This is a genomic window from Pseudoxanthomonas sp. (assembly GCF_002863005.1).
Taxonomy (GTDB): Bacteria; Pseudomonadota; Gammaproteobacteria; order Xanthomonadales; family Xanthomonadaceae; genus Pseudoxanthomonas_A.
In genome coordinates, this window is sequence record NZ_PKDG01000015.1 from 137,284 (window position 1) to 160,928 (window position 23,645).

General features: G+C 68.6%; 18 protein-coding genes and 1 pseudogene. 16 read left to right on the forward strand and 3 right to left on the reverse strand.

Going from position 1 to position 23,645, the window contains the following annotated elements; genetic code table 11:
• Positions 1-43: 43 nt before the first annotated feature.
• From ubiE to CYU89_RS05620, 4 genes are all read left to right on the forward strand, one after another.
• Positions 44-805, forward strand: coding sequence for a bifunctional demethylmenaquinone methyltransferase/2-methoxy-6-polyprenyl-1,4-benzoquinol methylase UbiE (ubiE, locus tag CYU89_RS05605; RefSeq protein WP_296279245.1), 762 nt, complete (start codon positions 44-46; stop codon positions 803-805).
• 191 nt (positions 806-996) lie between these two features.
• On the forward strand, positions 997-2,910 hold the full coding sequence (locus tag CYU89_RS05610; RefSeq protein ID WP_296279246.1) for a M1 family metallopeptidase: 1,914 nt from the start codon (positions 997-999) through the stop codon (positions 2,908-2,910).
• 15 nt (positions 2,911-2,925) lie between these two features.
• Positions 2,926-3,891 carry an alpha/beta hydrolase gene (locus tag CYU89_RS05615; RefSeq protein WP_296279247.1) on the forward strand — a complete coding sequence of 322 codons (966 nt, stop codon included), beginning with the start codon at positions 2,926-2,928 and terminating at the stop codon, positions 3,889-3,891.
• Entirely contained in the window at positions 3,888-4,628 is a 741-nt protein-coding gene (locus CYU89_RS05620) for a hypothetical protein (RefSeq protein ID WP_296279248.1), read from the forward strand. Before CYU89_RS05615 ends, CYU89_RS05620 begins: the two co-directional genes overlap by 4 nt.
• Before the next feature lie 90 nt (positions 4,629-4,718).
• Here the strand turns inward: CYU89_RS05620 and CYU89_RS05625 are convergent, their stop codons facing one another.
• Positions 4,719-6,158, reverse strand: a complete 1,440-nt coding sequence (locus CYU89_RS05625; protein ID WP_296279249.1) for a sensor domain-containing diguanylate cyclase — start codon at positions 6,156-6,158, stop codon at positions 4,719-4,721.
• A gap of 205 nt (positions 6,159-6,363) precedes the next feature.
• Positions 6,364-7,296, reverse strand: coding sequence for a carbohydrate kinase family protein (locus CYU89_RS05630; RefSeq protein WP_296279250.1), 933 nt, complete (start codon positions 7,294-7,296; stop codon positions 6,364-6,366).
• A gap of 307 nt (positions 7,297-7,603) precedes the next feature.
• Between CYU89_RS05630 and CYU89_RS05635 the strand changes: the two genes are divergently transcribed.
• From CYU89_RS05635 to CYU89_RS05670, 8 genes and pseudogenes are all read left to right on the forward strand, one after another.
• A complete protein-coding gene (locus tag CYU89_RS05635) occupies positions 7,604-8,650 on the forward strand; it encodes a rod shape-determining protein (RefSeq protein WP_192270868.1) in 1,047 nt (348 codons plus the stop codon).
• A 115-nt stretch (positions 8,651-8,765) separates the two neighbouring features.
• Complete coding sequence (gene mreC / locus CYU89_RS05640; protein WP_296279251.1) at positions 8,766-9,923, forward strand: rod shape-determining protein MreC; 1,158 nt, start codon at positions 8,766-8,768, stop codon at positions 9,921-9,923.
• Positions 9,920-10,405 (forward strand): rod shape-determining protein MreD, encoded by a 486-nt coding sequence (mreD, locus tag CYU89_RS05645; protein WP_296279252.1) that lies wholly within the window; start codon positions 9,920-9,922, stop codon positions 10,403-10,405. Before mreC ends, mreD begins: the two co-directional genes overlap by 4 nt.
• 3 nt (positions 10,406-10,408) lie before the next feature.
• A pseudogene (gene mrdA / locus CYU89_RS05650) lies at positions 10,409-12,247 on the forward strand (penicillin-binding protein 2); the annotation flags it as partial.
• A 326-nt stretch (positions 12,248-12,573) separates the two neighbouring features.
• Positions 12,574-13,710, forward strand: coding sequence for a rod shape-determining protein RodA (rodA, locus tag CYU89_RS05655; RefSeq protein ID WP_296279254.1), 1,137 nt, complete (start codon positions 12,574-12,576; stop codon positions 13,708-13,710).
• Positions 13,711-13,833: 123 nt separating this feature from the next.
• A complete protein-coding gene (gene mltB, locus CYU89_RS05660) occupies positions 13,834-14,973 on the forward strand; it encodes a lytic murein transglycosylase B (protein ID WP_296279255.1) in 1,140 nt (379 codons plus the stop codon).
• A complete protein-coding gene (locus tag CYU89_RS05665; RefSeq protein ID WP_296279256.1) occupies positions 14,970-16,133 on the forward strand; it encodes a septal ring lytic transglycosylase RlpA family protein in 1,164 nt (387 codons plus the stop codon). Before mltB ends, CYU89_RS05665 begins: the two co-directional genes overlap by 4 nt.
• Before the next feature lie 115 nt (positions 16,134-16,248).
• Positions 16,249-17,445, forward strand: a complete 1,197-nt coding sequence (locus tag CYU89_RS05670) for a D-alanyl-D-alanine carboxypeptidase family protein (RefSeq protein WP_296279257.1) — start codon at positions 16,249-16,251, stop codon at positions 17,443-17,445.
• Between the two features lie 57 nt (positions 17,446-17,502).
• Here the strand turns inward: CYU89_RS05670 and CYU89_RS05675 are convergent, their stop codons facing one another.
• On the reverse strand, positions 17,503-18,369 hold the full coding sequence (locus tag CYU89_RS05675; protein ID WP_296279817.1) for an EamA/RhaT family transporter: 867 nt from the start codon (positions 18,367-18,369) through the stop codon (positions 17,503-17,505).
• Positions 18,370-18,611: 242 nt separating this feature from the next.
• Here CYU89_RS05675 and CYU89_RS05680 point away from each other — a divergent pair, with 242 nt between their 5' ends.
• The 4 genes from CYU89_RS05680 to glnE all read left to right on the forward strand — a co-directional run bounded on the left by CYU89_RS05680 (position 18,612) and on the right by glnE (position 23,567).
• Complete coding sequence (locus CYU89_RS05680) at positions 18,612-19,544, forward strand: CsgG/HfaB family protein (protein WP_296279818.1); 933 nt, start codon at positions 18,612-18,614, stop codon at positions 19,542-19,544.
• Positions 19,545-19,645: 101 nt separating this feature from the next.
• Positions 19,646-19,924, forward strand: a complete 279-nt coding sequence (locus CYU89_RS05685) for a DUF493 family protein (RefSeq protein WP_296279258.1) — start codon at positions 19,646-19,648, stop codon at positions 19,922-19,924.
• Positions 19,912-20,580, forward strand: a complete 669-nt coding sequence (lipB, locus tag CYU89_RS05690; protein WP_296279260.1) for a lipoyl(octanoyl) transferase LipB — start codon at positions 19,912-19,914, stop codon at positions 20,578-20,580. The genes CYU89_RS05685 and lipB overlap by 13 nt, the downstream gene beginning before the upstream one ends.
• Positions 20,581-20,753: 173 nt before the next feature.
• Positions 20,754-23,567: a bifunctional [glutamate--ammonia ligase]-adenylyl-L-tyrosine phosphorylase/[glutamate--ammonia-ligase] adenylyltransferase gene (gene glnE / locus CYU89_RS05695; RefSeq protein ID WP_296279262.1), complete on the forward strand. Its 2,814-nt coding sequence runs from the start codon at positions 20,754-20,756 to the stop codon at positions 23,565-23,567.
• Positions 23,568-23,645 lie beyond the last annotated feature (78 nt).

The following is a 23,645-nucleotide window of genomic DNA, read 5'->3' on the forward strand; positions in this document are numbered from 1 at the left end:
TCGTGCGTGGGCGGCCGACGGCGGGTAGTGCGATAATCCGGCCATGAGCGAATCCCCCTACGAACGCGGTACCACCCATTTCGGCTTCCGCGACGTCGCCGCCAAGGACAAGCAGAAGCTGGTGGGCGAAGTCTTCACGTCGGTCGCCGGCAAGTACGACCTGATGAACGACCTGATGAGCCTCGGCATCCATCGGGTGTGGAAGCGCTACTTCGTCAGCACCTGCCAGGTGAAGCGTGGCGACCGCGTGCTCGACCTTGCGGGTGGCACGGGCGACATCGCGGCGTTGCTGAAGGATCGGGTGGGCGATACCGGCCAGATCATCCTGGGCGACATCAACGCCGGCATGTTGTCGGTGGGCCGCGACCGCATGACCGATCGCGGCGTGGTGCAGGGGCTGGAGTACGTGCAGTGCAACGCGGAAGCGCTGCCTTTCCCCGATGCGAGTTTCGACCTGGTCACCATCGCCTTCGGGCTGCGCAACGTGACCGACAAGGAAGCGGCGCTGCGCGACATGTACCGCGTGCTGAAGATCGGCGGGCAGGCGCGGGTGCTCGAGTTCTCCGAAGTCACCGTCGACTGGTTCAAGCCGGTCTACGATTTCCACTCGTTCAAGGTGCTGCCGAAGCTGGGGCAGTTGTTCGCGCAGGACGCCGGCAGTTACCAGTACCTCGCCGAGAGCATCCGCAAGCACCCGCCGCAGGCCGAACTGCAGGGCATGATGGATGCGGCCGGCTTCGCGCGGACCGGTTACAAGAACCTGTCCGCAGGCATCGTGGCCATCCATACCGGCTACAAGGTCTGAAAAAGGGGCCGAGCGCTCTGCAGAAGCGCCGCATGGGCGCGATGCTTTTCCGTCACCCCGATCGAGGGCATCGCGGGCATGGCCCGCTCCTGCAAGGCGCCACGGAGCAGGCGCCCGACGGCCAACGGCAAGGCAGCCCCGGCCCGGCGCGGTAAACTAGGCACTTCCCCCGTATCGCTGGAAGTCCCCTGATGCGTTCTCTGGCTTTGCTGTTGTCCTGCGCCGCCGTGCTGGCGGCCGGTTGTTCCAAGGAACCCGAACCCGCCCCCGTGGCCGCCACGCCCAAGCCCGCCGCCGCTGCGCCCGTCGACCACGACGAGCACTCCTACGCCGAGCCGCAGAAAGTGGCCATCGACGACCTGGCGCTGGACATCGCGGTCGATTTCGACGCCAAGACCATCGGCGGGACCGCCACCTACACGCTGGACTGGAAGGACAAGGCCGCTACCCGCCTGGTGCTGGACACGCGCGACCTGACCATCGCGAAGGTCGAGGGCGAGGCCAATGGCGCCTGGGCGCCGCTGCAGTACGCCCTGGCCCCGAAGGACGCGGTGCTGGGCAGCAAGCTGACCATCGAAACGCCGGCACGCAACGCCAAGGTCCGCGTCACCTACACCAGTTCGCCGGAGGCCTCGGGCCTGCAGTGGCTGACGCCGGAGATGACCGAAGGCAAGCAACTGCCCTTCATGTTCAGCCAGTCGCAGCAGATCCATGCACGCAGCTGGGTGCCGCTGCAGGACACGCCGCAGGTGCGCTACACCTACAGCGCGCACGTGACCTCGCGCCCGGACGTGATGGTGCTGATGAGCGCTGACAACGATCCGGCCGCGGCGCGTGATGGCGACTACACCTTCAAGATGCCGCAGAAGATCCCGTCGTACCTGATGGCGATCGCCGCCGGCGACCTGGTCTTCAAGCCGATCTCCGCGCGCAGCGGCGTGTGGGCCGAGCCGGCGATGGTCGACAAGGCCACGAAGGAGTTCGAAGACACCGAGAAGATGATCGCCGCCACCGAGCAGCTGTACGGCCCCTACCGCTGGGACCGCTACGACATGCTGGTGCTGCCGCCGTCGTTCCCGTACGGCGGCATGGAAAACCCGCGCCTGAGCTTCATCACCCCGACCGTGATCGTCGGCGACAAGACGCTGGTCTCGCTGATCGCGCACGAGCTGGCGCACAGCTGGTCGGGCAACCTGGTGACGTTCTCCAGCGCCAAGCATGGCTGGCTCAACGAAGGCTTCACTAGCTACGTCGAGAACCGCATCGTCGAAGCGCTCTACGGCAAGGAGACGTCCAGCATGGAGTACTCCATCGCCCGCAACAGCCTGAAGAAGGAAATCGGCACGATGCCGGAGGCGACGCAGTCGCTGGCGGTCAAGCCGGGCACGACGCTGGATGCGGATGATGCGCTCAGCGCGGTCTCGTACGACAAGGGCGCCTGGTTCCTGCAGTTCCTCGAGGAGCGCTTCGGTCGCCAGGAGTTCGACGCCTTCCTGCGCGGCTACTTCGACCACTTCGCATTCCAGAGCATCACCACCGAACAGTTCCTCGACTACGCGAAGAAGAACCTGTTCGACAAGCATCCCAACCTGGTCACCGATGCCGAAATCCAGGCGTGGGTATACGGCACGGGCATTCCGGCCAACGCACCGCAGGTGCAGTCGCGCGGCTTCTCCAACACCGATACCGCGCGCATCGCCTGGCAGGGCAGCGGCCAACTGCCCAATCCCCAGCTGACCGGCGGATGGGTCACCCAGCAATGGGTGCATTTCCTCGAAGGCATGGGCGAGAAGCTGACCGTCGAACAGCTCAAGCAGTTGGACGACGCCTACCACTTCACCGGCACCGCCAACGGCGAGATCGCGATGCGCTGGTACCCGCTGACCATCCGCAGCGGCTACGTCGAGGCGCGTCCGGAGATCGCCCGGTTCATCGAGCGCGTGGGACGTCGCAAGCTGATCATGCCGATCTACGAGGAACTGGTGAAGACGCCCGAAGGCTTGGCGCTGGCCAAGGAGAGCTTCGCGCGTGCCAGGCCGGGGTACCACCCGATCACGACCGGGTCGGTCGAGGCCTTGCTGGCGAAGGCATCCGCGGCGCCCTGACGCATGAGGCGTCGCGTGCCCCGCGCATGGACGGCCGCCCTGGGGGTGGCCGTTCTTGTTTGCGCGCTGGCGCTGTGGACGTGGCGCGATCCGATGGCACCGCTGCGCGTGGGCATGGCCGCGGAGGGATGGTGGATCGGGCTGTCCGAGCATCGCGTCGTGGTCGGCGACCACCGCTGGGCGTACGACGAACGGGAGGCGAAGGCACCTGCAGCGCCCACCGTGGTGATGGTGCATGGGTTCACCGGCAGCAAGGAGAACTGGTATCCGCTGGCGGAGCGGTTGGGCGGGCACTACCGCCTGGTCATTCCCGATCTGCCGGGGTGGGGCGAAAGCCAGCGACGGGATGGTGCCGATTACGGCTTCAAGGCGCAGGCCGCGCGACTGGCGGCATTCCTGCGGGAGATCCGCCGCGATGGCAGTCCGATCGTGCTGCTGGGGCATTCGATGGGCGGTGGCATCGTCGCGATCACCGCGGCCGATCATCCTGACCTCGTGGCGCGGGTCGGCCTGATCGACGCGGCGGGCGTGCGGTTCAAGGACAACACGTTCGGTATCGACGTGCTGGCGGGCGGGAATCCTTTCGCGGTCCACGATGCGGCATCGCTGCAGCGCTATCTGGACACGGTCTTCCACGACCGCACGACGCAACCCGCCATTCCCTGGCCCGCCTCGCAGGCGGTGATCGACTGGCGCATCGCACAGGCGCCGTTCGAACAGCGCGTGCTCGACCGCATCGGGCGCAGCGACGAGCGCTTCGTGCCCGGCGAGCGTGCGGCGCTGATCCGCCAGCCCGCCCTGTTGCTGTGGTGCCGGCAGGACCGCGTGATCGATCCCAGCGCGATGGTCCTTTACGCCGCAAAGATGCCGCAGGCGATCCAGGTTTCACTGGACGGTTGCGGCCATATGTCCATCATGGAAAAACCCGACGACGTGGCGGCCGCGGTCGCCCTGTTGATCCAGCGAGGCATCTCCCGATGAAGAAGAACACGACATCCCTCCTGTTGCTGGCCCTCACGTGTGCGCTGGCGACGTCCGGTTGCGGCGACCGCGAGGCCGAACGCGCCGCCGCGGCGGCGGCCGAGGCCGCCGCCGTCGAGCAGCAGGCGGACGAACTGGCGAAGAAGTACGACAGTGCCGTGGCCGCCAGCGACTGGGACATGGCGCGCATCCACGGCGTCGCACTCGTCGACCAGTATCCGCAGAGCGCCGCCGCCGCACGCATCGGGCCCTCGCTGGCCGAGGTGAAAGCCAAGGCCGAGGGCGCGCGCGAGCAGCGGCGGATGGAGATGCTGTGGGACTACTCGCAGGTCGCGGCCGACGGCGGCACCCAGCGCTCCGCTTCCATCCTGAGCAAGGAGCCCGTCGACGTGGACGGCAGCGGCGCCAAGCCGGTGCAACTGGTGTTCCGCGACCATCCCAAGTGGAAGCGCAGCAGCTACCTGGTGCTGCAGGCCAGCGACTTCGCCAAGGCGTGCTACGGCCGCTGCCAGGTCACGGTGATCGCGGATGCCGCCGCACCGAAGCGGATGTCGGCCAATCGGCCCGACACCGACGAAGCCATCGCGATGTTCATCGACGACAACAAGGCGCTGTGGCGCCTCGCGCGCAAGACCCGGGTCCTTGAGATCGAGTTTCCCGTGAAGGATGGCAGCACGCGCAAGGCCGTGTTCGAGACCGGCGGGCTGGATGGCAGCCAGATGCCCGGGTGGGACTGAGGGATCGGGAGGGCGGCCATCGTCGGAGCCGCCGGACGCGATCGCGACGCGCCGAGCTTCGCGGCCGTCGCCAGGCAGGCGCGCTGTCCGCTAGGCGACCACCCGGTTCCTTCCCATCGCTTTCGCGCGATACAGCGCGACATCGGCCTGGCTGAGCAGTTGTTCCAGTCCCGCGATGCGTGCTGGCCCCGAGGCGACGCCGACGCTGACGGTGATGTCGAGAAGGCGGCCATCCTCGAGCGGAATGGGATCGCTCGCCAGCCGGCGCAGGCGTTCGGCGACGACGCACGCGGCCGTGGCGTCCACGCCCGGCAATAGCACGGCGAATTCCTCGCCGCCGAATCGTCCGAACAGACCGTCCTCGCGCAGGTGGTCGCGCATCCGGGCGGCGAACGTCCTCAGCACCGCGTCCCCCGCCGCGTGGCCGTGGCGATCGTTGACCGATTTGAAGTGGTCGATGTCCAGCATCATCGCGACGACCGTGCCGCCGCTCTGCTGCACCTGTTCCGCCAGTTCCAGGCCTCGTCGCAGGAAGGCGCTGCGGTTGAGCACGCCGGTCAACGCGTCGTGGTCGGCGGCATGGTTCAGCGTGGCCAGCAAGCGGTTGCGCGCCGCGTTCACGCTGGCCACGGTGAGCGGCGCCACCGCCAGCAGCGCCATGCCCATGCGCAGCGAGATGACCGGCTGCACGCTGGCATCCTGCAGCTGCAGGTCGATCCAGCCGGTGGCGATGGCGATCAGCGTCCACATGCACAGCAACGCCGTGACGAGCGCGGTGGTGAACAGCCGGTAGGCCAGGGCGCACCACAGCAGTGCGGGGACGGGAAAGGCGATCGCGCCGGGGCCGCCGACGGCTACGCCCAGCACCAGCGCCAGTGCCAGCGCGGCGAGGGGCAGGAGCAGCCGGGGGTGTGACCGCGCGCGGACCAGCGCGGCACGCAGTTCGCGCCAGGCGCCCGCAGGCGAGGGCGCCAGCAGGATCACCGGCAACAGCGCCACGTAGCTGACCAGTTCGGCGGAAAACCAGAACCCGCTGGCCGTCAGGAACCCCATCCGCATCATCGCGTGCGAGCCCAGGCTGCCCGCCAGGCTCGCGCCCAGCGCCGCCACGGCCGAGACCGCCAGTACCCACAGCATCGACAGCGGATGCCGCAGCTGACGGTCGTCGTGGCGCACATGCCGGAGCAGCAGGTAGCCGGCCAGCACGCCGGCCAGATTGGCCGCGGTCAGTCGCAGCGTGGTGGGCAGGGAGGTGCCGGTCAGCAGGTCCGCCGCCACGTAGCCCAGCGCGGCGGCCGCCCAGCCGGCGGGCGACGCCAGCGCGGGCCGTCGCGCGAACAGCCCCAGCAGCAGGGCATTGGTCGGCCAGAAGGTGGCGAGCTGCTGTTCGGGCCGGGTCAGGATGCCCAGGCCACTGGCCAGGAAGACCACGCTCGCCACGAGCAGCGCCTGTGATGCGAGGCGGCGGAAAGTGAGCCATGCAGGCACATGGACGTCATGCGGATCCGGTTGCCGATGCTGCGCGACCATGCTGCCCCTGCCCGTTGCCGACTGCGCGGGGCATGGCCGTGCGACCCCGTCCCCGGCCTTACCTTACGTCACAAACGTGGGGGCGTGGCGACCCCGGGGTCCAGGCCAGCGTTTCCCGCCTTGGCGCGCTGACGGAAGGCCGGACGCGCGGCGCGTGCATGCCCGGCGACGGTGGGCGGTCCCGCCCTCCGCCCGGCGTTCCGGCTTACAGCGCGTAACCGAACTGCTGCTTGAACTGTTCGTTGAATTCGTCGAAGTCGAAGCGCTGGTTCTGCGTGCCCGGGTGCTCGACCTTCAGCGCGCCCATCAGGTTGCCCATGCGGCCGATGGTCAGCCAGTCGTATCCCTTCTCGATGCCGAAGATCAGGCCGGCGCGGAAGGCGTCGCCGCATCCGGTCGGGTCCGTCACCCGTCGCTCGTGCGCGGGCGGGATGTCGTAGGTCTTGTCGGGCGTGTGGATCTGCGAGCCGTGCGGACCGCGCGTGGTGATGTAGGCCTTCACGCGCTTGACGATCTCCGCCTCGTCCCAGCCCGTGCGTTCCTGCAGCAGGTTCGACTCGTAGTCGTTGACCGTGACGTAATCGGCCAGCTCGATGAAGTGGCGCAGCTCCTCGCCGTTGAACAGCGGCATGGCCTGGCCGGGGTCGAAGATGAAGGGGATGCCGCCTTCGGCGAACTCGGCCGCATTCTGGATCATGCCCTCGCGCCCGTCCGGGCTGACGATGCCGAAGGTCACACCAGGCACGTCCTTCACGTGGTTCTCGTAGCTGCGCATCATCGCGCCCGGGTGGAACGCGGTGATCTGGTTGTTGTCGTGGTCGGTGGTGATGAACGCCTGCGGGGTGAACAATTCATCGATCACCTTCACCTGCGACAGGTTGATGCCCTGCTCGACGAAATGCTCGCGATAGGGGCCGAAGTCCTGGCCCACCGTGGCCATCGGGATCGGGTCGCCGCCCAGCAGCTTCAGGTTGTAGGCGATGTTGCCGGCGCAGCCGCCGAACTCGCGGCGCATGCGCGGCACCAGGAACGACACGTTAAGGATGTGCACCTTGTCCGGCAGGATGTGGTTCTTGAACTGGTCCGGGAACACCATGATGGTGTCGTAAGCAAGGGAACCACAGATCAATGCGGACATCGGCAGACTCGGCTGGAGGCGGGCGCGGCCGCCCCGGGCCGCTGGAAAAGCGGGACGTGCGCCCCATTCCCGGCGCGCCGGTGCGAAGGTTACCGGCTGGGCCGTCCTGCGACCAGCCTTGATCGCGGCGGCCGCAACGCCGGCCGGCGGTGCCGGTGGCTCGGCGAAGCGCGTTTTTCCCCGTGGATTCACGAGATTTTTCCTTGCCCGCTCCATGCCGGATTGTTAGGCTAGCCGACTTCGTTTTTGCCCAAAAAATCGCCATTCCCGCGCGATTTTCCGGCCTCCAGCAGGAACCCGTCCCCCGATGTTCAAGAAGCTCCGCGGCATGTTCTCCAATGACCTGTCCATCGACCTGGGCACGGCCAACACCCTGATCTACGTGCGCGGGCAGGGCATCGTCCTCAACGAACCCTCGGTCGTGGCGGTACGCCAGGACCGTGCCATCGGCGGCTCGCGCTCGGTCGCGGCGGTCGGCGCCGAGGCCAAGCAGATGCTGGGACGCACCCCGGGCCACATCACCACCATCCGCCCGATGAAGGACGGCGTGATCGCCGACTTCACCTACACCGAGGCGATGCTGAAGTACTTCATCAAGAAGGTGCACAAGTCGCGCTTCCTGCGTCCGAGCCCGCGCGTGCTGGTCTGCGTGCCGGCCGGCTCCACCCAGGTGGAGCGCCGCGCCATCAAGGAATCGGCCGAGGAGGCCGGCGCGCGCGACGTCTACCTGATCGAGGAGCCCATGGCGGCCGCGATCGGCGCCGGCATGCCGGTGACCGAAGCCCGCGGCTCGATGGTCATCGACATCGGCGGCGGCACCACCGAGGTGGCCGTGATCTCGCTGAACGGCATCGTCTACTCGCAGTCGGTCCGCATCGGCGGCGACCGCTTCGACGAGTTCATCACCAACTACGTGCGCCGCAACCACGGCATGCTGATCGGCGAGGCCACGGCCGAGCGCATCAAGCTGGAGATCGGCTGCGCCTACCCGCAGGCCGACGTGCAGGAGATGGAGATCTCCGGCCGCAACCTCGCCGAGGGCGTGCCGAAGATGATCAAGATCAACTCCAACGAAGTGCTGGAAGCGCTGCATGAGCCGCTGTCCGGCATCGTCAGCGCGGTCAAGCTGGCGCTGGAGCAGACCCCGCCCGAGCTGTGCGCCGACGTGGCCGAGCGCGGCATCGTGCTGACCGGCGGCGGTGCGCTGCTGCGCGACCTGGACCGGCTGATCAGCGAGGAGACCGGCCTGCACGTGCAGGTCGCCGACGATCCGCTGACCTGCGTGGCCCGCGGTGGCGGTCGTGCGCTGGAGCTGGTCGACATGCACGGCAATGAGTTCTTCGCGCCGGAATGATGAAGCAGTGACGAGCGGAGAGGAGTGAGAAGTGAGTGGAAGAGACTCGCCTGCCGCCGTTCGTTTCGCCCCGTTCACTCCTCACTTCTCACTCCCCTCGACCCGTCTCTAGCCCGTGCCTTCCTACGCCGGTCCTCCCGTCGCCACCCGCGGTGAAGTCGCCAGCACGCTGCGGCTGTTGGGCTATCTCGCGCTGACCATCGCGCTGGTGATCCTGGACCACCGGGGTGGGTGGCTGTCGCACGTGCGCGCGCAGGCCAACGTGGTGGCACAGCCGCTGTGGTGGCTGGCGGGCCTGCCGGGTCGCGTGACCACCCGTGTCCAGGACGATGCCGCCACCCGGACGGGCCTGATCGAAGAGAACCGTCGCCTGCGCAACGAAGCGCTGGTGGCCAGTGCCCGGCTCGCGCGGCTGCAGACCGCTGCCGCCGACAACGCCCAGCTGCGTGCGTTGCTGGGCGTGAAGACCTCGCGCGGCCTGGATGTGCAGCTCGCGCCGATCCTCGACATCGACCTCGCGCCCGGCCGCCAGCGGCTGGTGCTGGATGCCGGCAGTCGCGCCGGTGCCACGGTGGGGCAGTCGGTCATCGATGCCGGCGGGCTGATGGGGCAGATCATCGAAACGACGCCCGCCCATTCCACCGTCCTGCTGCTGACCGATCCCGACCATGCCGTGCCCGTGGTGATCGCACGCAACGGCGTACGCCTGATCGTCTATGGCCGCGGTCGCAGCGACCTGCTGGAACTGGCCGACGTGCCGCTCAACAGTGGCGTGAAGGTGGGCGACCTGCTGGTCACGTCGGGCCTGGGCGGCCGGTTCCCCGCGGGCTTTCCCGTCGGCACGGTCGCCGCGCTGAGGCCGGACGACAGCCATGCGTTCCTGGTCGGCGACGTCACGCCGGCGGCGCAGCTGGACAGGGGGCGCGATGTGTTGCTGCTGAAGTCCGGGCCGCCGCAGCCGCTGCCCACGCCGGATCCGACGCGGTTCCTGCCGGACACGGCTTCGCCAGCGGCAGGCTCAGCCGGTCCGGCGGAAATGGGGTCGTCCACGTCCGCGACCCAAAGCCCCTCTCCCACCGGGAGAGGGGGTGGGGTGAGTGGCAACGAAGGAAGTGCTGGTACAGGCACGCAGTCTGCGTCCACGCCCGCGACGACGTCCCCGCAAGCGCCGCGCCCTGCGAACGTCCCGACCCTCACCCCAACCCCTCTTCCTAGGGAAGAGGGGCCAAAAGCGCCGGCCTCGAACCCTCCGACAACGGAGCCGCAGCGATGAATCGCGCGCGTACCGGCTGGCTGATGCCGTTGAGCATCGTCCTGGCGCTGCTGCTGGGCCTGCTGCCGCTGCCCGACGTGATGCAGCCGTTGCGCCCCTACTGGCTGGCGCTGGTGGTGGCGTACTGGGTGATCGAAGCGCCGGACAGCGCGGGCCTGGGTTTCGCTGTCATCGTCGGCCTGGTCGCCGACCTGATGTTCGGCACGCTGCTGGGCGAACAGGCGCTGCGCCTGCTGATCATGGCCTTCATCCTGCAGCGCTTCCGCGCGCGGCTGCGCTTCTTCCCGATGTCGCAGCAGGCGCTCGCCATCGGCGGCCTGCTGCTCAACGATCGCATCGTGACCACCGTGGTGCACCTGGCGCTGGGCGAGCCGACGCTGCCGTGGCAGTACTGGTGGGCGCCGTTGCTGGGCATGGTGTTCTGGCCGCCGCTGTTCGTGCTGATGGACGCGCTGCGGCTCGGTCGCCGCAGGCGGGGCTGAGCCATGCTCGGGCCCCGCCGTCGCGGCAAGAATCCGCACGCCGAAGCCGACCAGTTCCGTCGCCGCGCGGTGACCGGTTTCGTGGTGGTCGCGCTGTGCCTGCTGGGCCTGGGCGCGTGGTACTTCAAGCTGCAGGTCATCGACCACGCCGACTACGCCACGCGCTCGGAAGCGAACCGCATCCGCCCGCGGCCGGTCGTGCCCGGCCGCGGCACCATCTATGACCGCAACGGCCTGCTCCTGGCGGAGAACGTGCCCGCGTTCCGCCTCGACGTGACGCCCGACAAGGTCAAGGAGCCGGCCAAGCTGATCGCCGAACTGGCGAAGATCATCGATCTCGACCCCGAGGACATCGCGCGCTTCGAGGCCACGCGCAAGGCGACGCGCGGGTTCCGCCCGATCACGCTGAAGCTGCGCGTGAGCGAAGAGGAGATGGCGCGTTTCGCGGTCGACCGCTGGCGCTATCCCGGGGTTGAGCTGGTTCCCTATCTCACGCGGCGCTATCCCTACGGCGAACTGTTCGCGCACATCGTCGGCTACGTCGGGCGCGTGGACGAGAAAGACCTGGCGTCGCTGGGCGAGATCAATGCCGCGCTGACCCACATCGGCAAGACCGGCCTGGAGCGCTATTACGACGAGCAGTTGCGCGGGAAGATCGGGTACGAAAAAGTCGAAACGAACGTGGAAGGCCGCGCGCTGCGCGTGGTCGGCCGCGTGCCGGCGCAGGCGGGCACCGACCTGCGCCTGAGCGTGGACGCGAAACTGCAGCAGGCGATCGTCGATTCCTTCGGCGAACTGGAGGGTTCGGCGATCGCGGTCGATCCGCGCACCGGTGAGATCCTGGCGATGGTCAGCCTGCCCAGTTACGACCCGAACCTGTTCGTCAACGGGATTTCCAGCACGGATTTCAAGCGGCTCAACGACAACCCGTCACGGCCGCAGTTCAACCGCCTGGTGCTGGGTGGCGTGGCGCCGGGCTCGACGCTGAAGCCGTTGATCGCGCTCGCCGGCCTGGACAGCGGCAAGCGCAAGCCGGAGGACACGGTGGTGTCGACCGGCATGTTCTACCTGCCCGGCACGAGCCGCGGCTGGGGCGACGCCAGCCGCCGCGGCCATGGCGTGACCAACCTGCGCAAGTCGATCTCGCAATCGGTGAACACGTACTACTACCGGCTGGCGCTCGATCTCGGCATCGCGCAGTTCGACGACTACATGGAGCACTACGGGTTCGGGCAGCCGACCGGCGTCGACCTGAGGGGCGAGATCGGCGGCATCCTGCCGTCGCCGGCGGCCAAGCTGAAATCGCGCAAGGAGCGCTGGTATCCGGGCGACACCGTCAATGTCGCGATCGGGCAGGGCGACTGGAAAGTCACGCCCCTGCAGTTGGTGCGCGCCACCGCCGGCATCGCCAGCGGGCAGTTGCGGCGCCCGCACCTGGTCCGGGAATCGCGCGTCGGTTTCGACCGTCCCTGGGAGCCGATGCCGCAACCGGCGCCCATCGCGATCAGCCCGAATCCCGCGAACGTGGAGGTGGTGCGACTGGGCATGCAGGACACCATGCAGCCCGGCGGCACCGGTTGGCGCGTCGCCCTGAACGCCCCCTACCTGATGGCGGGCAAGACCGGCACCGCGCAGGTGATCAGCCGCCGTGGCACCGCAGCGGTCGATCCGCGCAGCCTGCCCATGCACCTGCGCCACCGTTCCCTGTTCGTCGGTTTCGCGCCGGCCGACAACCCGACGATCGCCATCGCCATCGCGGTGGAAGGCGGCGGCTACGGCGGCAGCACCGCCGGGCCGATGGCGCGCAAGATCTTCGATGCCTACCTGCTGGGGAAGATGCCGGAGAAGGAGGGCGAGGAGGCCGTGCCCGTCGGCACTACGCCAGCGACACCGCCCGCTGCGCCGACACCGGCCGCACCGACGACGACACCGCCTGCGAATCCGGCGCCGGGCACAAGTCCGAGCCAGGGCACTAGCCCCTCTCCCACCGGGAGAGGGATTGGGGTGAGGGGCAGCGAAGGTCGTGTGGGTGCGAACTCCAGTAACTCGACCGCGCTCGCGCCGCGCTCCTCTTCTATCCCCGGCATCGCGCCTGCCCCGACCCTCACCCCAACCCCTCTCCCGGGAGAAGAGGGGCTCGCAACCGCCTCCGCTTGGAGGGCTTCGGCATGACCGATCTCCTTCGCTGGGGTTTCGACCTGCTGCGGCACGTGCTGCGCACGCTGGACTGGCCTTTGCTCGGCGCCCTGGTGGCGCTGATGGGGATCGGCCTGGCCGTGCTGTACAGCGCCGGTGGCGAAGCGCTGGGGTCGCGGCTGGTGCTGGCGCAGGGCGTGCGCTTCGGCGTCGGCCTGGTGGCGATGTGGGCACTATCCCGGGTGACGCCGGTGCGCCTGCGCGCCTGGACGCCGGGCGTGTTCGCCGTGGCGTTGCTGCCGCTGGTGCTGGTGCTGTTCATCGGCACCGGCAAGCACGGCGCGCACTGGATCGACCTGAAGTTCTTCTACCTGCAGCCGTCGGAACTGCTGAAGATCGCGTTGCCGATGATGCTGGCGTGGTACCTGCATCGCGAGCCGCTGCCGCCGGGCTGGCGCACCACGCTCGTGGCGGCGCTGCTGATCGGCCTGCCGACCGGGTTGATCCTGCTGCAGCCGGACTTCGGCACGGCGATGCTGGTCGCGGCCAGCGGGGTGTTCGGCCTCTACCTCGCCGGCCTGTCGTGGTGGTGGTTCATCACGGCCGGCGTGCTGGGCGGTACCGCCGTGGGACTGGTGATGTTCGCGCCGATCTCGTGGTTCTCGTTCCTGCGCGAGTATCAGCAGAACCGCATCCTGACGTTCCGCGATCCGGAAAACGATCCACTCGGCGCGGGCTGGAACATCCTGCAGTCGAAGATCGCCATCGGCGGCGGCGGCTGGAACGGCAAGGGTTGGGGCCAGGGGTCGCAGTCCCACCTGGATTACCTGCCGGAGCATACGACCGACTTCATCTTCTCGGTGCTGTCGGAAGAATTCGGCTGGATCGGCGTGGCGGTGACGCTGTCGCTGTACCTGTTCGTCGTCGGACGCTGCCTGTGGATCGCGATGGACGCGCGCGATACGTATTCGCGCCTGCTCGCCGGCACGCTGGGCATGGCACTGTTCGTCTATGTCATCGTCAACGGCGGCATGGTCTCGGGCCTGCTGCCGGTGGTCGGCGTGCCGATGCCCCTGCTGAGTTACGGCGGCACCTCGGCGGTGTCGCTGCTCGCCGGCCTGGGGCTGGTGATGGCGGTGCGTGCGCATCGTCCCGTGCATGGGTATTGAGTAGTGCGTGGAGAGGAGTGAGGCGTGAGTAGAAGCAGGTGTTGCTGTTCCTCGCTCCGCTCCACTCACTGCCGCGTCCCAACGTTCACGATTTCCCGCACCCTGCATGCTACCCTCGCCCCGATGATGCGAAACGCACTTTCCTGCCTTCTGGTGCTGGGCCTGGCGTCCTGCGCCACACCGCAACCGCCGCCGCCGGCGGCTTCGACGACGCCTTCCGCTGCCGCTCCGGCGACGCCCGCCGAGACGTCGGTCGAGCGTGTGGCCGAGGTGCCGCCGGAAGCGCTGAAGCCGGTCGATTTCCTCACCGCGCGTGCGCAGTTCGTGCGCGATACCTCCGCGAAGTACGGCATCGCACCCGCCGAGATCGAGGCGACGCTGGCCAAGGCGCAGTTCCTCGACAGCGTGGTCGCGGCGATGTCGCGACCGGCGGAACGGGTCAAGCCGTGGAGCGAATACCGGGTCGGCTTCCTGACCCAGACCCGCATCGACGGGGGCCGCGCATTCATGGCGCAGCACCGCGACGAGCTGACCCGCGTCGAGCAGCAGTACGGTGTGCCGGCCGAGGTGATCGTGTCGATCATCGGCGTGGAGACCAACTATGGCGGCTTCACCGGTCGCCACAAGGTGCTGGATGCGCTGTACACGCTCGCGTTCCGCTATCCGCGCACCGGCAATCCGGAGCGTGCGGCTTACGAATACCGTCGCGAGCAGTTCTTCCGCGACGAACTGGCGCAGCTGTTCGCGCTGGGACGGGAAGAGAAGCTCGACATCGCCTCGCTGACCGGCAGCTATGCCGGCGCGATGGGGCTGGGCCAGTTCATGCCATCGAGCTACCGCGAGTTCGCAGTGGACGGCAACGGCGACGGTCGCCGTGATCTGTTCGCCACGTATCCGGACATCTTCGCCTCGATCGCCAATTACTTCCGCAAGAAGGGTGGCGAACGCGGCGGCTGGGTGCCGGGCGGCGCGGTCGTCGCGCGCGCCCAGCTGCAGGACGGGTTCGCCGAGTTCAACCCGGAGACCTGGACACCCGACTACTCGCTCGCGCAACTGGCCGAGAAGGGCTACCGGCCGCTCGACCCGGTCGCGCCGGACGCGATGGCCACGCTGGTGCAACTGGATGGCGCGGACGGCAAGCAGTACTGGCTGGGCTTCCAGAACTACTACGCGATCACCCGGTACAACAATTCCAAGATGTACGCGATGGCGGTCTACCAGCTGTCGCAGGCGATCGCCGGCCGCGAGATTCCGCCGGCATGAAGTGGCTGGCCCTGCCGCTGCTGGCGGTGGCCCTGGCCGCGTGCAGCACGGCGCCGAAGAAGCCACCGGCGCCCTCCGCGGGCGGCACCGTGCGGCCGGCGCCGGCGACGCCCTCGCCGGCCATCGCGGGCAAGGACTGCTCGCGCTATGCGCCGGCGCAGGAAGACCTGTCCACGCGTGGCGACTACACCGCCGGTGGTCTGTACAAGCCCGGCGTGTCGGACACCACGCCCGACCACGTGCCCGACCTGGATTGCATCCGCGAACCCGTGGTCACCGCCGAGGCGCGATCGCGGGTCGGCAACAAGTCGCCGTATTCGGTGCTCGGCAAGCAGTACCGCGTCCTCGACCGCGTCGACGGCTACGTGGAGCAGGGCACCGCCTCGTACTACGGCAACAAGTTCCATGGCCGTCGAACCTCCAACCAGGAGGTGTACGACATGTACGCCTACAGTGCCGCGCACAAATCGCTGCCCTTGCCCAGCTTCGCGCGCGTGACCAACCTGGACAACGGCAAGTCGGTGGTCGTGCGGGTGAACGATCGTGGTCCTTTCCACGAGGGCCGCGTGATCGACCTGAGTTATGCCGCCGCGGTGCGCCTGGGCATCACCCAGCGCGGGACGGGTCGCGTGGAAGTGCGCGCGCTGACGCCGGAAGGCGCCACGCTCGCGGCCACGCCCGCGACGGATTCGCCTCCCTCGGCGATGGACCAGCTCGTCGGGACGTTGCCTGCAGAGGCGGTCCGCTACCACGTGCCAGCCAAGCCGGGCGATGTGCCCAGTGCCGCCGGCTTCGAGGCGTGGATGAAAGCCAACGGGGTACGTGTCGCGTCCGGCAAGCCGGGCGCCCCTGTGGTCACCAGCCCTGCCGCGAGTGTGCCGCTTGCCGCCGTGCCGGCGAAGGCCCCTCCGCCGGCCGCGGCGACGCCATCCACCGTGCAGCTGCAGGTCGCCAGTTTCTCCAGTCGCGACAATGCCGACCGCGCACTCGCGCGCCTGACCGCCGCCGGCATCGCCGATGCGCGGCTCAGCGATGTGCCCGGCGCGGACCGTCCGCTGTGGCGATTGCGCGTGGGGGCCGCCGATGCCGCGTCGGCCGAAGCATTGGCGGGCAGGATCGCGAGTCTGGGTTTCGGACGCCCGCAGATCGTTCGCGACTAGCGTCGACGTCCGGCTGCCGGTTTTTTACGTCTTTCCAACCCACGCGGTAGCCGGCCTCCCTACAATGTTCGCCTTGCACCGTCAGGCCCAGGGCCTTGCCAGGAGTTTTCCGCCGATGAAGTTCCGTTTCGTTCTCGCCGCGCTCGCGACCACCGCCATGGGTCTGGCCATCGCCCAGACCCCCGCGCCGGCCACGCCGCCCGCCGCCGCCGCGGCTCCCGTCGCCATCCCGCCCGCGCCCACGCCGACGGCGACCGCATGGGTGCTGATGGACTACATCACCGGGCAGGTACTGGCGGGCGAGAACTACAACGAGCGTGTCGAGCCGGCCAGCATCACCAAGGTGATGACGTCGTACGTGCTGGCCGCCGAGCAGAAGAACGGCAAGATCAAGCCGACCGACCAGGTGATGATGAGCGAGCGCGCCTGGCGCGAGGGCGGCGCCGGCACCGACGGCAGCTACAGCGGTTTCGCCGTCAACAAGACCGCGCCGCTGCTGGACATGGAAACCGGCATGGCCGTGCAGTCCGGCAACGACGCCGCCATCGCCCTGGCCGAGCACGCCGCCGGCAGCCAGGAAGCCTTCGCGTCGCTGATGAACAACTACGCCGCGCAGATCGGCATGAAGGGCTCGCACTTCGTCAACGCGCATGGCCTGTCGGCGCCGGAGCATTACTCCACCGCGTACGACCTGGCGTTGCTGGGCCGCGCCCTGATCCGCGAGTATCCGGAGCAGTACGCCTTCAACAAGATCAAGGAATTCACGGTCGGCACCATCACCCAGCCGAACCGCAACCTGCTGCTGTGGCGCGATCCGAGCGTGGACGGCATCAAGACCGGCCACCATTCCGCCGCGGGCTACTGCCTGATGAGCTCGGCCAAGCGCGGCGACCAGCGCCTGATCGCGGTGGTGATGGGATCCACCTCGGAGAAGCAGCGCGCCGACGACAGCCTGGCATTGTTGAACTGGGGCTTCCGCTTCTACGAAACCCACCGCCTCTACGAGCCGGGCAAGGCCATCGCCACGCAGCGCGTTTGGAAGGGCAAGACCAAGGATGTGCAGCTGGGCGTGGCCCAGCCGATGCTGGTCAGCGTGCCGCGGGGCCGCTACGACGACCTGAAGCCGACGATGGACGTGCCGAAGACGCTGGTGGCGCCGATCACCGCAGGCCAGGCCATCGGGATGGTGAAGGTCACGCTGGACGGCAAGGTCGTCGCGCAGTCGCCGCTGGTGGCGATCACGCCGATCGAGGAAGCCGGCTTCTTCAAGCGCCTGTGGGACGCATTCTGGATGTGGTGGGAGTCGGAGTGATCCGGCGCACCGCACGATGAGGAAAGGCCGGCGCATGCCGGCCTTTTTCTTGCCTGCCTACAGGCCGGCCGCGATCACCGCGATGGCGAGGATCGCGAGCGGAATCGCCAGCAGGGTGGTGCGGCTCAGCCGCTCGCGGAACAGCCACGTGCCGGCCAGCGTGCCCAGGACCACCACGCCGATGTTCATCGTCGAGAACACCACCGCCGGATGGTCGGGCAGCGCGCGGTGGGCCTTCACGTAGAACAGGATGTTGCCGAAGTTCAGCGCCCCGAGCAGCAGGCCCGTGCCGAGCGCGGGCAGCGTGAGCGCCGGGCCGCCACGCAGGCGCCGTGCGCCCTGCACGCCCAGCATCACGATGAAGGCGGCGACGAAGGCGACCTGCAGCGAGGCCGCGAACGGCGTGCCGGCTGCAGCGATGTGCTTCAACAGCACGTCCACGCTGGCGTAGCCGACCAGCACCACCAGCGGCAATGCCCAGCCGGTCCAGCCGCCCTCGGCCCCGGCCGACGCGGTGCGCGGGCGCAGCGCCAGCAACACGATGGCGACCAGGCCCACTGCGAGACCGGCGAGACGCAGCGCATTGGCCTGTTCACCGAACCAAAGGAAGGCGGCCAGCAGCGACAGTACCAGCGACATGCGCTGTGCGATGTCGGTGCGCACGATGCCGGCCGCCTTCACCGAGGCCGACAGCGCCAGGAAGATGCCCGGCAGCAGGACCGCCAGCAGCGCGAGCGCGGGCCACGGAGCATGCGCAGCGGCCAGTGCCGACAGCGGCGGATCCAGCAGGGTGAAGCACAGCAGGGAGGCGGCCAGGTAGTTCCAGGCGATGCCTTGGGCCGTGTCGATGCCGCGCCGCTGCATGAGCTTCAGCAGGACCGACACGAGCACGCTGCAGACGACGCTGGAGAGCAGATAGGGCACGGCGGACCTCGCGGGAAGGGCGGGCATTATCGCGGTATCGCCTCCCCGCCTTGCCCGATGGCCTTTGGATGTCACTCTTTTCGTGTGTAGCCAGCGAAACCGCATTCTTCGCCTATCATCGCGGTCGGGCGACCCGGCACGCGAACGCAGGCCACGCCCGCAATGGAAGGTCCGCGGGGTGCGGGCACCATCATTCTCAAGGAGAAGCACGCGTGAACAGGGGAACCTGCAAGAAGATGACGATGACGGCCTGCCTGCTGATGGCGGCCGCTGCGACGACACCCGCCTGGGCGCAGCGCCAGAGCGCGCAGGACCAGCGCAAGCAGCAGACCGCGGAGATCCCGACCTGCAGCAAGCCGCTGGGTACCATCTCGGTGATCGAGCCCGAGGACGGCGTGAACTGGTGGAGCGGCCAGCAGCTGCCGGCACCGTCGAAGCTGATCAAGGTGTTCGTCAACAAGTCGCGCTGCTTCACGCTGGTGGACCGTGGCGTGGGCATGGGTGCGGCGATGGCCGAGCGCGATCTGGCCGCCAGTGGCGAGCTGCGCAACCGCTCCAACATCGGCAAGGGCCAGATCCGTGCCGCCGATTACGTGCTGGTGCCCGACCTGATCTCGCAGAACAGCAATGCCGGCGGCAATGCCATCAGCGGCCTGCTGGGCGGACTGATGGGTGGCAACGTCGGTCGAGTGGTGGGCGGACTGGACTTCAAGAAGAAGACCGCCGACGTCGTCCTGACCGTCACCGACGTGCGTTCTTCCGAGCAGGTCGCCATGGCCGAAGGCAGCGCCAAGAAGACCGACATCGGCTGGGGCGCGGGCGGCAGCCTGTTCACCGGCAGCCACTGGGGCGGTGGCGGTGCCAGCGGCTACGCCAACACCGAGATCGGCCAGGTCATCACGCTGGCCTACTTGCAGGCCTACACCAACCTGGTCAGCGAGCTGGGCGGCCTGTCCGGCAATGCCTCGGCATCCAATGCCCAGCAGGCGGTGGAGATGACCAAGCCCGGCCGCCTGTTCGCCAACCCGAAGGGTACCGGCAAGGCCGTGCGCGACCTGGACCCCGGCATGATGCTGTACCCCACCGGCAACAAGGACGGGGTGATGTGGGAAGTCGAGGACGAACTCGGCAACAAGGGCTGGGTCTCGTCCAGCCTGGTGCAGCTGGCGCGCTGAACCGCCGCGCCGGGTGAAGACGAAGGGCCGCGCACGCGGCCCTTCGTCGTTCCCGGATGGCGCGGCTTGGCTTTCGCTGCCCGCATCCCAATAATCCGGGCATGGAAATCAAATCCGACAACCCCGAACACGGCTTCCAGTTTCCCGGCACCTTCGAGCTCAGCGCCATGGGCTCGGCCGGCACCGGCCTGGAGACCGAGCTGCCCAGCCTGCTGGAATCGAAAGGCGTCGAGGTGCTGCACGAAGACATCAGCTGGAAGCATTCCACCAACGGCAAGTACGTGTCCGTGCGCATCCGCTTCCAGGCCAACGACCGCGCGCAGTACGACGCGGCGCATGAAGCCCTGCGCGACCACCCGGAAGTGAAGTGGACGCTGTGACCTCGCCCTGCGCTGTCCGCGAGCTCGGCCGCCAGGCCTACGAGCCGGTCTGGCGCGCCATGCAACGCTTCACCGATGCGCGTACCGACGCGACCGGCGACGAACTGTGGCTGGTGGAGCACGACCCGGTGTTCACCCTCGGCCAGGCCGGCAAGCCCGAGCACGTGCTTGCGGCGGGCGACATCCCGGTCGTCCATGTCGACCGTGGCGGACAGGTGACGTACCACGGCCCCGGCCAGATCGTTGCGTATCCGCTGTTCGACCTGAAGCGCCTGAAGGTCGGCGTGCGCGACTACGTCTGCAGGATCGAGCAGGCGATGATCGATACGCTGGCAGAGTGGAACGTGCATGCCGAACGCAAGGACGGCGCTCCCGGCGTCTACGTGGCCGGCGCCAAGATCGGCGCGCTCGGCATCCGCGTGCGGCGCGGCTGCACCTTCCATGGCCTCGCGTTCAACATCGCGATGGATCTCGAACCGTTCCACCGCATCAATCCGTGCGGCTATCAGGGCCTGCAGGTCGTTTCGCTGGCGGACCTCGGCGGTCCCTCCGGTATGGATCAGGTGAAGCCGGTGCTGCTTAAGCACATGGCGGAGCAGTTCGGCCTGTCGCTGCGACACGAGGCCGTGCTGCCGGATCTTTCGCAGGCGGCCTGATCCCGCTGTCGTAGGAGCGACGTCAGTCGCGACCGCACGACGGGGCAGCCCAGGTGCGCAGGGAGACGGTCGGAGCGAATTCTTGGTGGTTCGCCATCACCGTGGTCTGACGAACTCCGGTCGCGACTGACGTCGCTCCTACAACAGCCGCGGCGCATGCCAGAATCGCCGCCATGAACGATGCGACCTCGTCCCTGGACACGGAACGCGATGCACTGATCGAACGCGGCCTGGCGCGACTGCGCGCCGTGTCCGCCGACATGGAGGGACTGCTCGCAGACACCGGCCACGTCGATCGTGTGTCGAGCGTGATCGCCACGAGCGACCTCGCGCTCGAAACCCTGCGCCGCCAGCCCGATCTGCTGACCGTACTGCTGCGCGACGATGGCGCCGCGCCGTGGCCGGTGCACGCACTGACGATCGACAATATTGCCCAGTGGCCCGAGCTGCTCCGCCGCTACCGGACCGCCGAGTCGACTCGGCTGGTGTGGCGCGACGTGCATGGCCTGGACACGGTCGACGACACGCTGGCCGGCACCACGCGCCTGGCCGAGGTCTGCCTGCAGACCGCGCTCGACGCGCTGGAAGCCGAGTTCGCGCAACGCCATGGCGTCGTGCGTGCACCCGACGGTAGTGTGCAGCGCCTGGTGGTGTTCGGCCTGGGCAAGCTGGGCGGCGGTGAACTGAATTTCTCTTCCGATATCGACCTGGTCTATGCGTATCCGCAAGGGGGCGAATCCGATGGCGCGCGATCGCTCGCCGCCGAGGACTACTTCATGCGGCTGGGCCAGCGTCTGGCGAAACTCCTGGATGAGCCGACCGTCGACGGCTTCTGCCATCGCGTCGACCTTCGCCTGCGCCCTTTCGGCAATGCGGGTCGCCTTGCGTTGTCGTTCGCCGGCATGGACCTGTACTTCCAGCGCGAAGGCCGCGACTGGGAACGCTATGCATGGTTGAAGGCGCGCGCGGTCGCCGGCGACATCGAGGCGGGGGAGCGCTGGCTGGAGTCATTGCGGCCGTTCGTCTATCGCCGGTACCTGGACTACACCGCCCTCGATGGCCTGCGCGAAATGAAGGCCGCCATCGCCGCCGAGGTCGCGCGCCGCGAACTGGCCGACGACATCAAGCGCGGCCCGGGCGGCATCCGCGAAATCGAATTCCTGGTGCAGGCCTTGCAGCTCATCCGCGGGGGGCGCGAAGCGACCCTGCGCGAACGGCGCCTGCGCGTGGCGCTGCCGGCGCTGGTGGCGGCACGCCAGGTGTCGCCGGAGGAAGGCGAGGCGCTGATACAGGCCTACCGTTTCCTGCGCCGGCTGGAGAACCGCCTGCAGATGCTGCGCGATGCACAGACGCACGCACTGCCCGAGGATCCGCTGGAGCGTCACCGCATCGCACGGGGTCTCGACCATCCGGATTGGGAAGCGCTGCGTGCGGCCCTGGATGTGCAGCGCGCACGCGTGTCCGCCGAGTTCGCCGAACTGCTGGCGCCGCGCCAGCGCGATGCCGCGCCGGGTGCGCTGGCGCTGTACTGGCGCGCATTGCCCGACGGGGGCGATGCGCAGGTGCTGGCGTCGTCCGGATTCGCCGATGCCGGCAGCGCGGATGGCGCACTGCGCGAATTCGTGCAGTTCAGTGGCGTGCGCGCGTTGTCCGATGCCGCGCGCGCGCGCCTGGATCGCGTGGTGCCCGCCTTGCTCGATGCCTGCGCGCGTTCGTTGCAGCCGGATGCCGCGCTGCGCCGCGTGCTGTCGCTGCTGCAGGCCATCCTGCGGCGCGCAAGCTATCTGGCCCTGCTCGATGAGCAACCCAGCGCGTTGGGGCGGCTGGTCGACGTCCTGGCACGCAGCGCACTGTTGTCCGAACGGCTGGCCCAGTACCCGTTGTTGCTGGACGAACTGCTGGACACGCGCGTCTCCGGCCCGATGCCCGACCGCGACGAACTGCGCGCGGAGTGCGAGGCCGCGCTGCTCGAAGACGATCCGGAGACGTGCCTGCGCGTATTGAACGAGCGCCGCCTGGCCCTTAGCTTCCGCGTGGCGCTGGCCGCGCTGGACGGACGCCAGTCGGCGCGCGACAGCGTGCGCCAGCTGGCATGGCTGGCGGACGAAGTCGTTGGGGTCGTGGTGCAGGTCGCCACGCGCGACGTCGCCGCCTCGCACGGCGTGGTCGGGTCGGGCCGGTTCGCGGTGGTGGGTTACGGCAGCCTCGGCGGCGAAGAACTCGGCTTCGGCTCCGATCTCGACCTCGTGTTCCTGTTCGATGCGCCGCCGGAGGCGGACTCCGATGGGCTGCGGCCGATGGAAGCGGGTCGCTGGTATGCGCGGTTGGCGCAGAAGATCGTGGCATTGCTCGGCGCGGTCACGGCAGCGGGCCGACTCTACGACGTGGATGTGCGCCTGCGCCCGGACGGCGCGAAAGGCCTGCTGGTGTCGTCGCTGGCCAGTTTCACGGAGTACCAGCGCGAGCGCGCATGGACGTGGGAACACCAGGCGCTGGTCCGCGCGCGCGCCATCGCCGGCGATGCCACGCTGCGGCAGGCGTTCGAAGACGTGCGGACGGCCACGCTGGCGCGCGCGCGCGACGCCGGCGCACTGCGCGATGACGTGATCAGGATGCGTGCGCGCATGCGCAGCGAGCTGGACCGCAGCGATGCCGCCCGCTTCGACCTGAAGCAGGGGGCGGGAGGCCTGGTCGACCTCGAGTTCCTGGTGCAGTACCTGGTACTGCGTGACGCAGCGGCGCAACCGGCCCTGCTGTCGCCCCGCGATACGCCCGGCCTTGTCGCGACGCTGGCGGCGCAAGGGGCACTGTCGACGGACGAGGCCGACGCCCTCGATGCCGTGCATGCGACCTTCGTCGCCGAAGGTCTGGGCTGCACGCTCGACCGGCGTCCGCGGCTGGTGGTCGAGAACGCGGCACTGGCGACGGCCCGCGCGGTGGTGCAGCGGACCACGGCGGCGCACGGACTTGCCTTCGATCCAGCGTAGCCCTTCGTTCTTTGTAGGAGCGGGCCATGCCCCTCCCTCACCCGATTCCTTGCAGGAGCGGGCCGCGCCCCCGATGCT

Bases quoted from the DNA above. Each gene is read 5' to 3' on its own strand.
- glnE (WP_296279262.1), top strand. From the start codon at position 20,754: ATGAACGATGCGACCTCGTCCCTGGACACGGAACGCGATGCACTGATC.
- mreD (WP_296279252.1), top strand. From the start codon at position 9,920: ATGAATCGCGCGCGTACCGGCTGGCTGATGCCGTTGAGCATCGTCCTG.
- rodA (WP_296279254.1), top strand. From the start codon at position 12,574: ATGACCGATCTCCTTCGCTGGGGTTTCGACCTGCTGCGGCACGTGCTG.
- CYU89_RS05665 (WP_296279256.1), top strand. From the start codon at position 14,970: ATGAAGTGGCTGGCCCTGCCGCTGCTGGCGGTGGCCCTGGCCGCGTGC.
- CYU89_RS05635 (WP_192270868.1), top strand. From the start codon at position 7,604: ATGTTCAAGAAGCTCCGCGGCATGTTCTCCAATGACCTGTCCATCGAC.
- CYU89_RS05685 (WP_296279258.1), top strand. From the start codon at position 19,646: ATGGAAATCAAATCCGACAACCCCGAACACGGCTTCCAGTTTCCCGGC.
- CYU89_RS05630 (WP_296279250.1), bottom strand. From the start codon at position 7,296: ATGTCCGCATTGATCTGTGGTTCCCTTGCTTACGACACCATCATGGTG.
- mltB (WP_296279255.1), top strand. From the start codon at position 13,834: ATGATGCGAAACGCACTTTCCTGCCTTCTGGTGCTGGGCCTGGCGTCC.
- ubiE (WP_296279245.1), top strand. From the start codon at position 44: ATGAGCGAATCCCCCTACGAACGCGGTACCACCCATTTCGGCTTCCGC.
- CYU89_RS05670 (WP_296279257.1), top strand. From the start codon at position 16,249: ATGAAGTTCCGTTTCGTTCTCGCCGCGCTCGCGACCACCGCCATGGGT.
- CYU89_RS05610 (WP_296279246.1), top strand. From the start codon at position 997: ATGCGTTCTCTGGCTTTGCTGTTGTCCTGCGCCGCCGTGCTGGCGGCC.
- CYU89_RS05620 (WP_296279248.1), top strand. From the start codon at position 3,888: ATGAAGAAGAACACGACATCCCTCCTGTTGCTGGCCCTCACGTGTGCG.
- CYU89_RS05680 (WP_296279818.1), top strand. From the start codon at position 18,612: ATGACGGCCTGCCTGCTGATGGCGGCCGCTGCGACGACACCCGCCTGG.
- CYU89_RS05625 (WP_296279249.1), bottom strand. From the start codon at position 6,158: ATGGTCGCGCAGCATCGGCAACCGGATCCGCATGACGTCCATGTGCCT.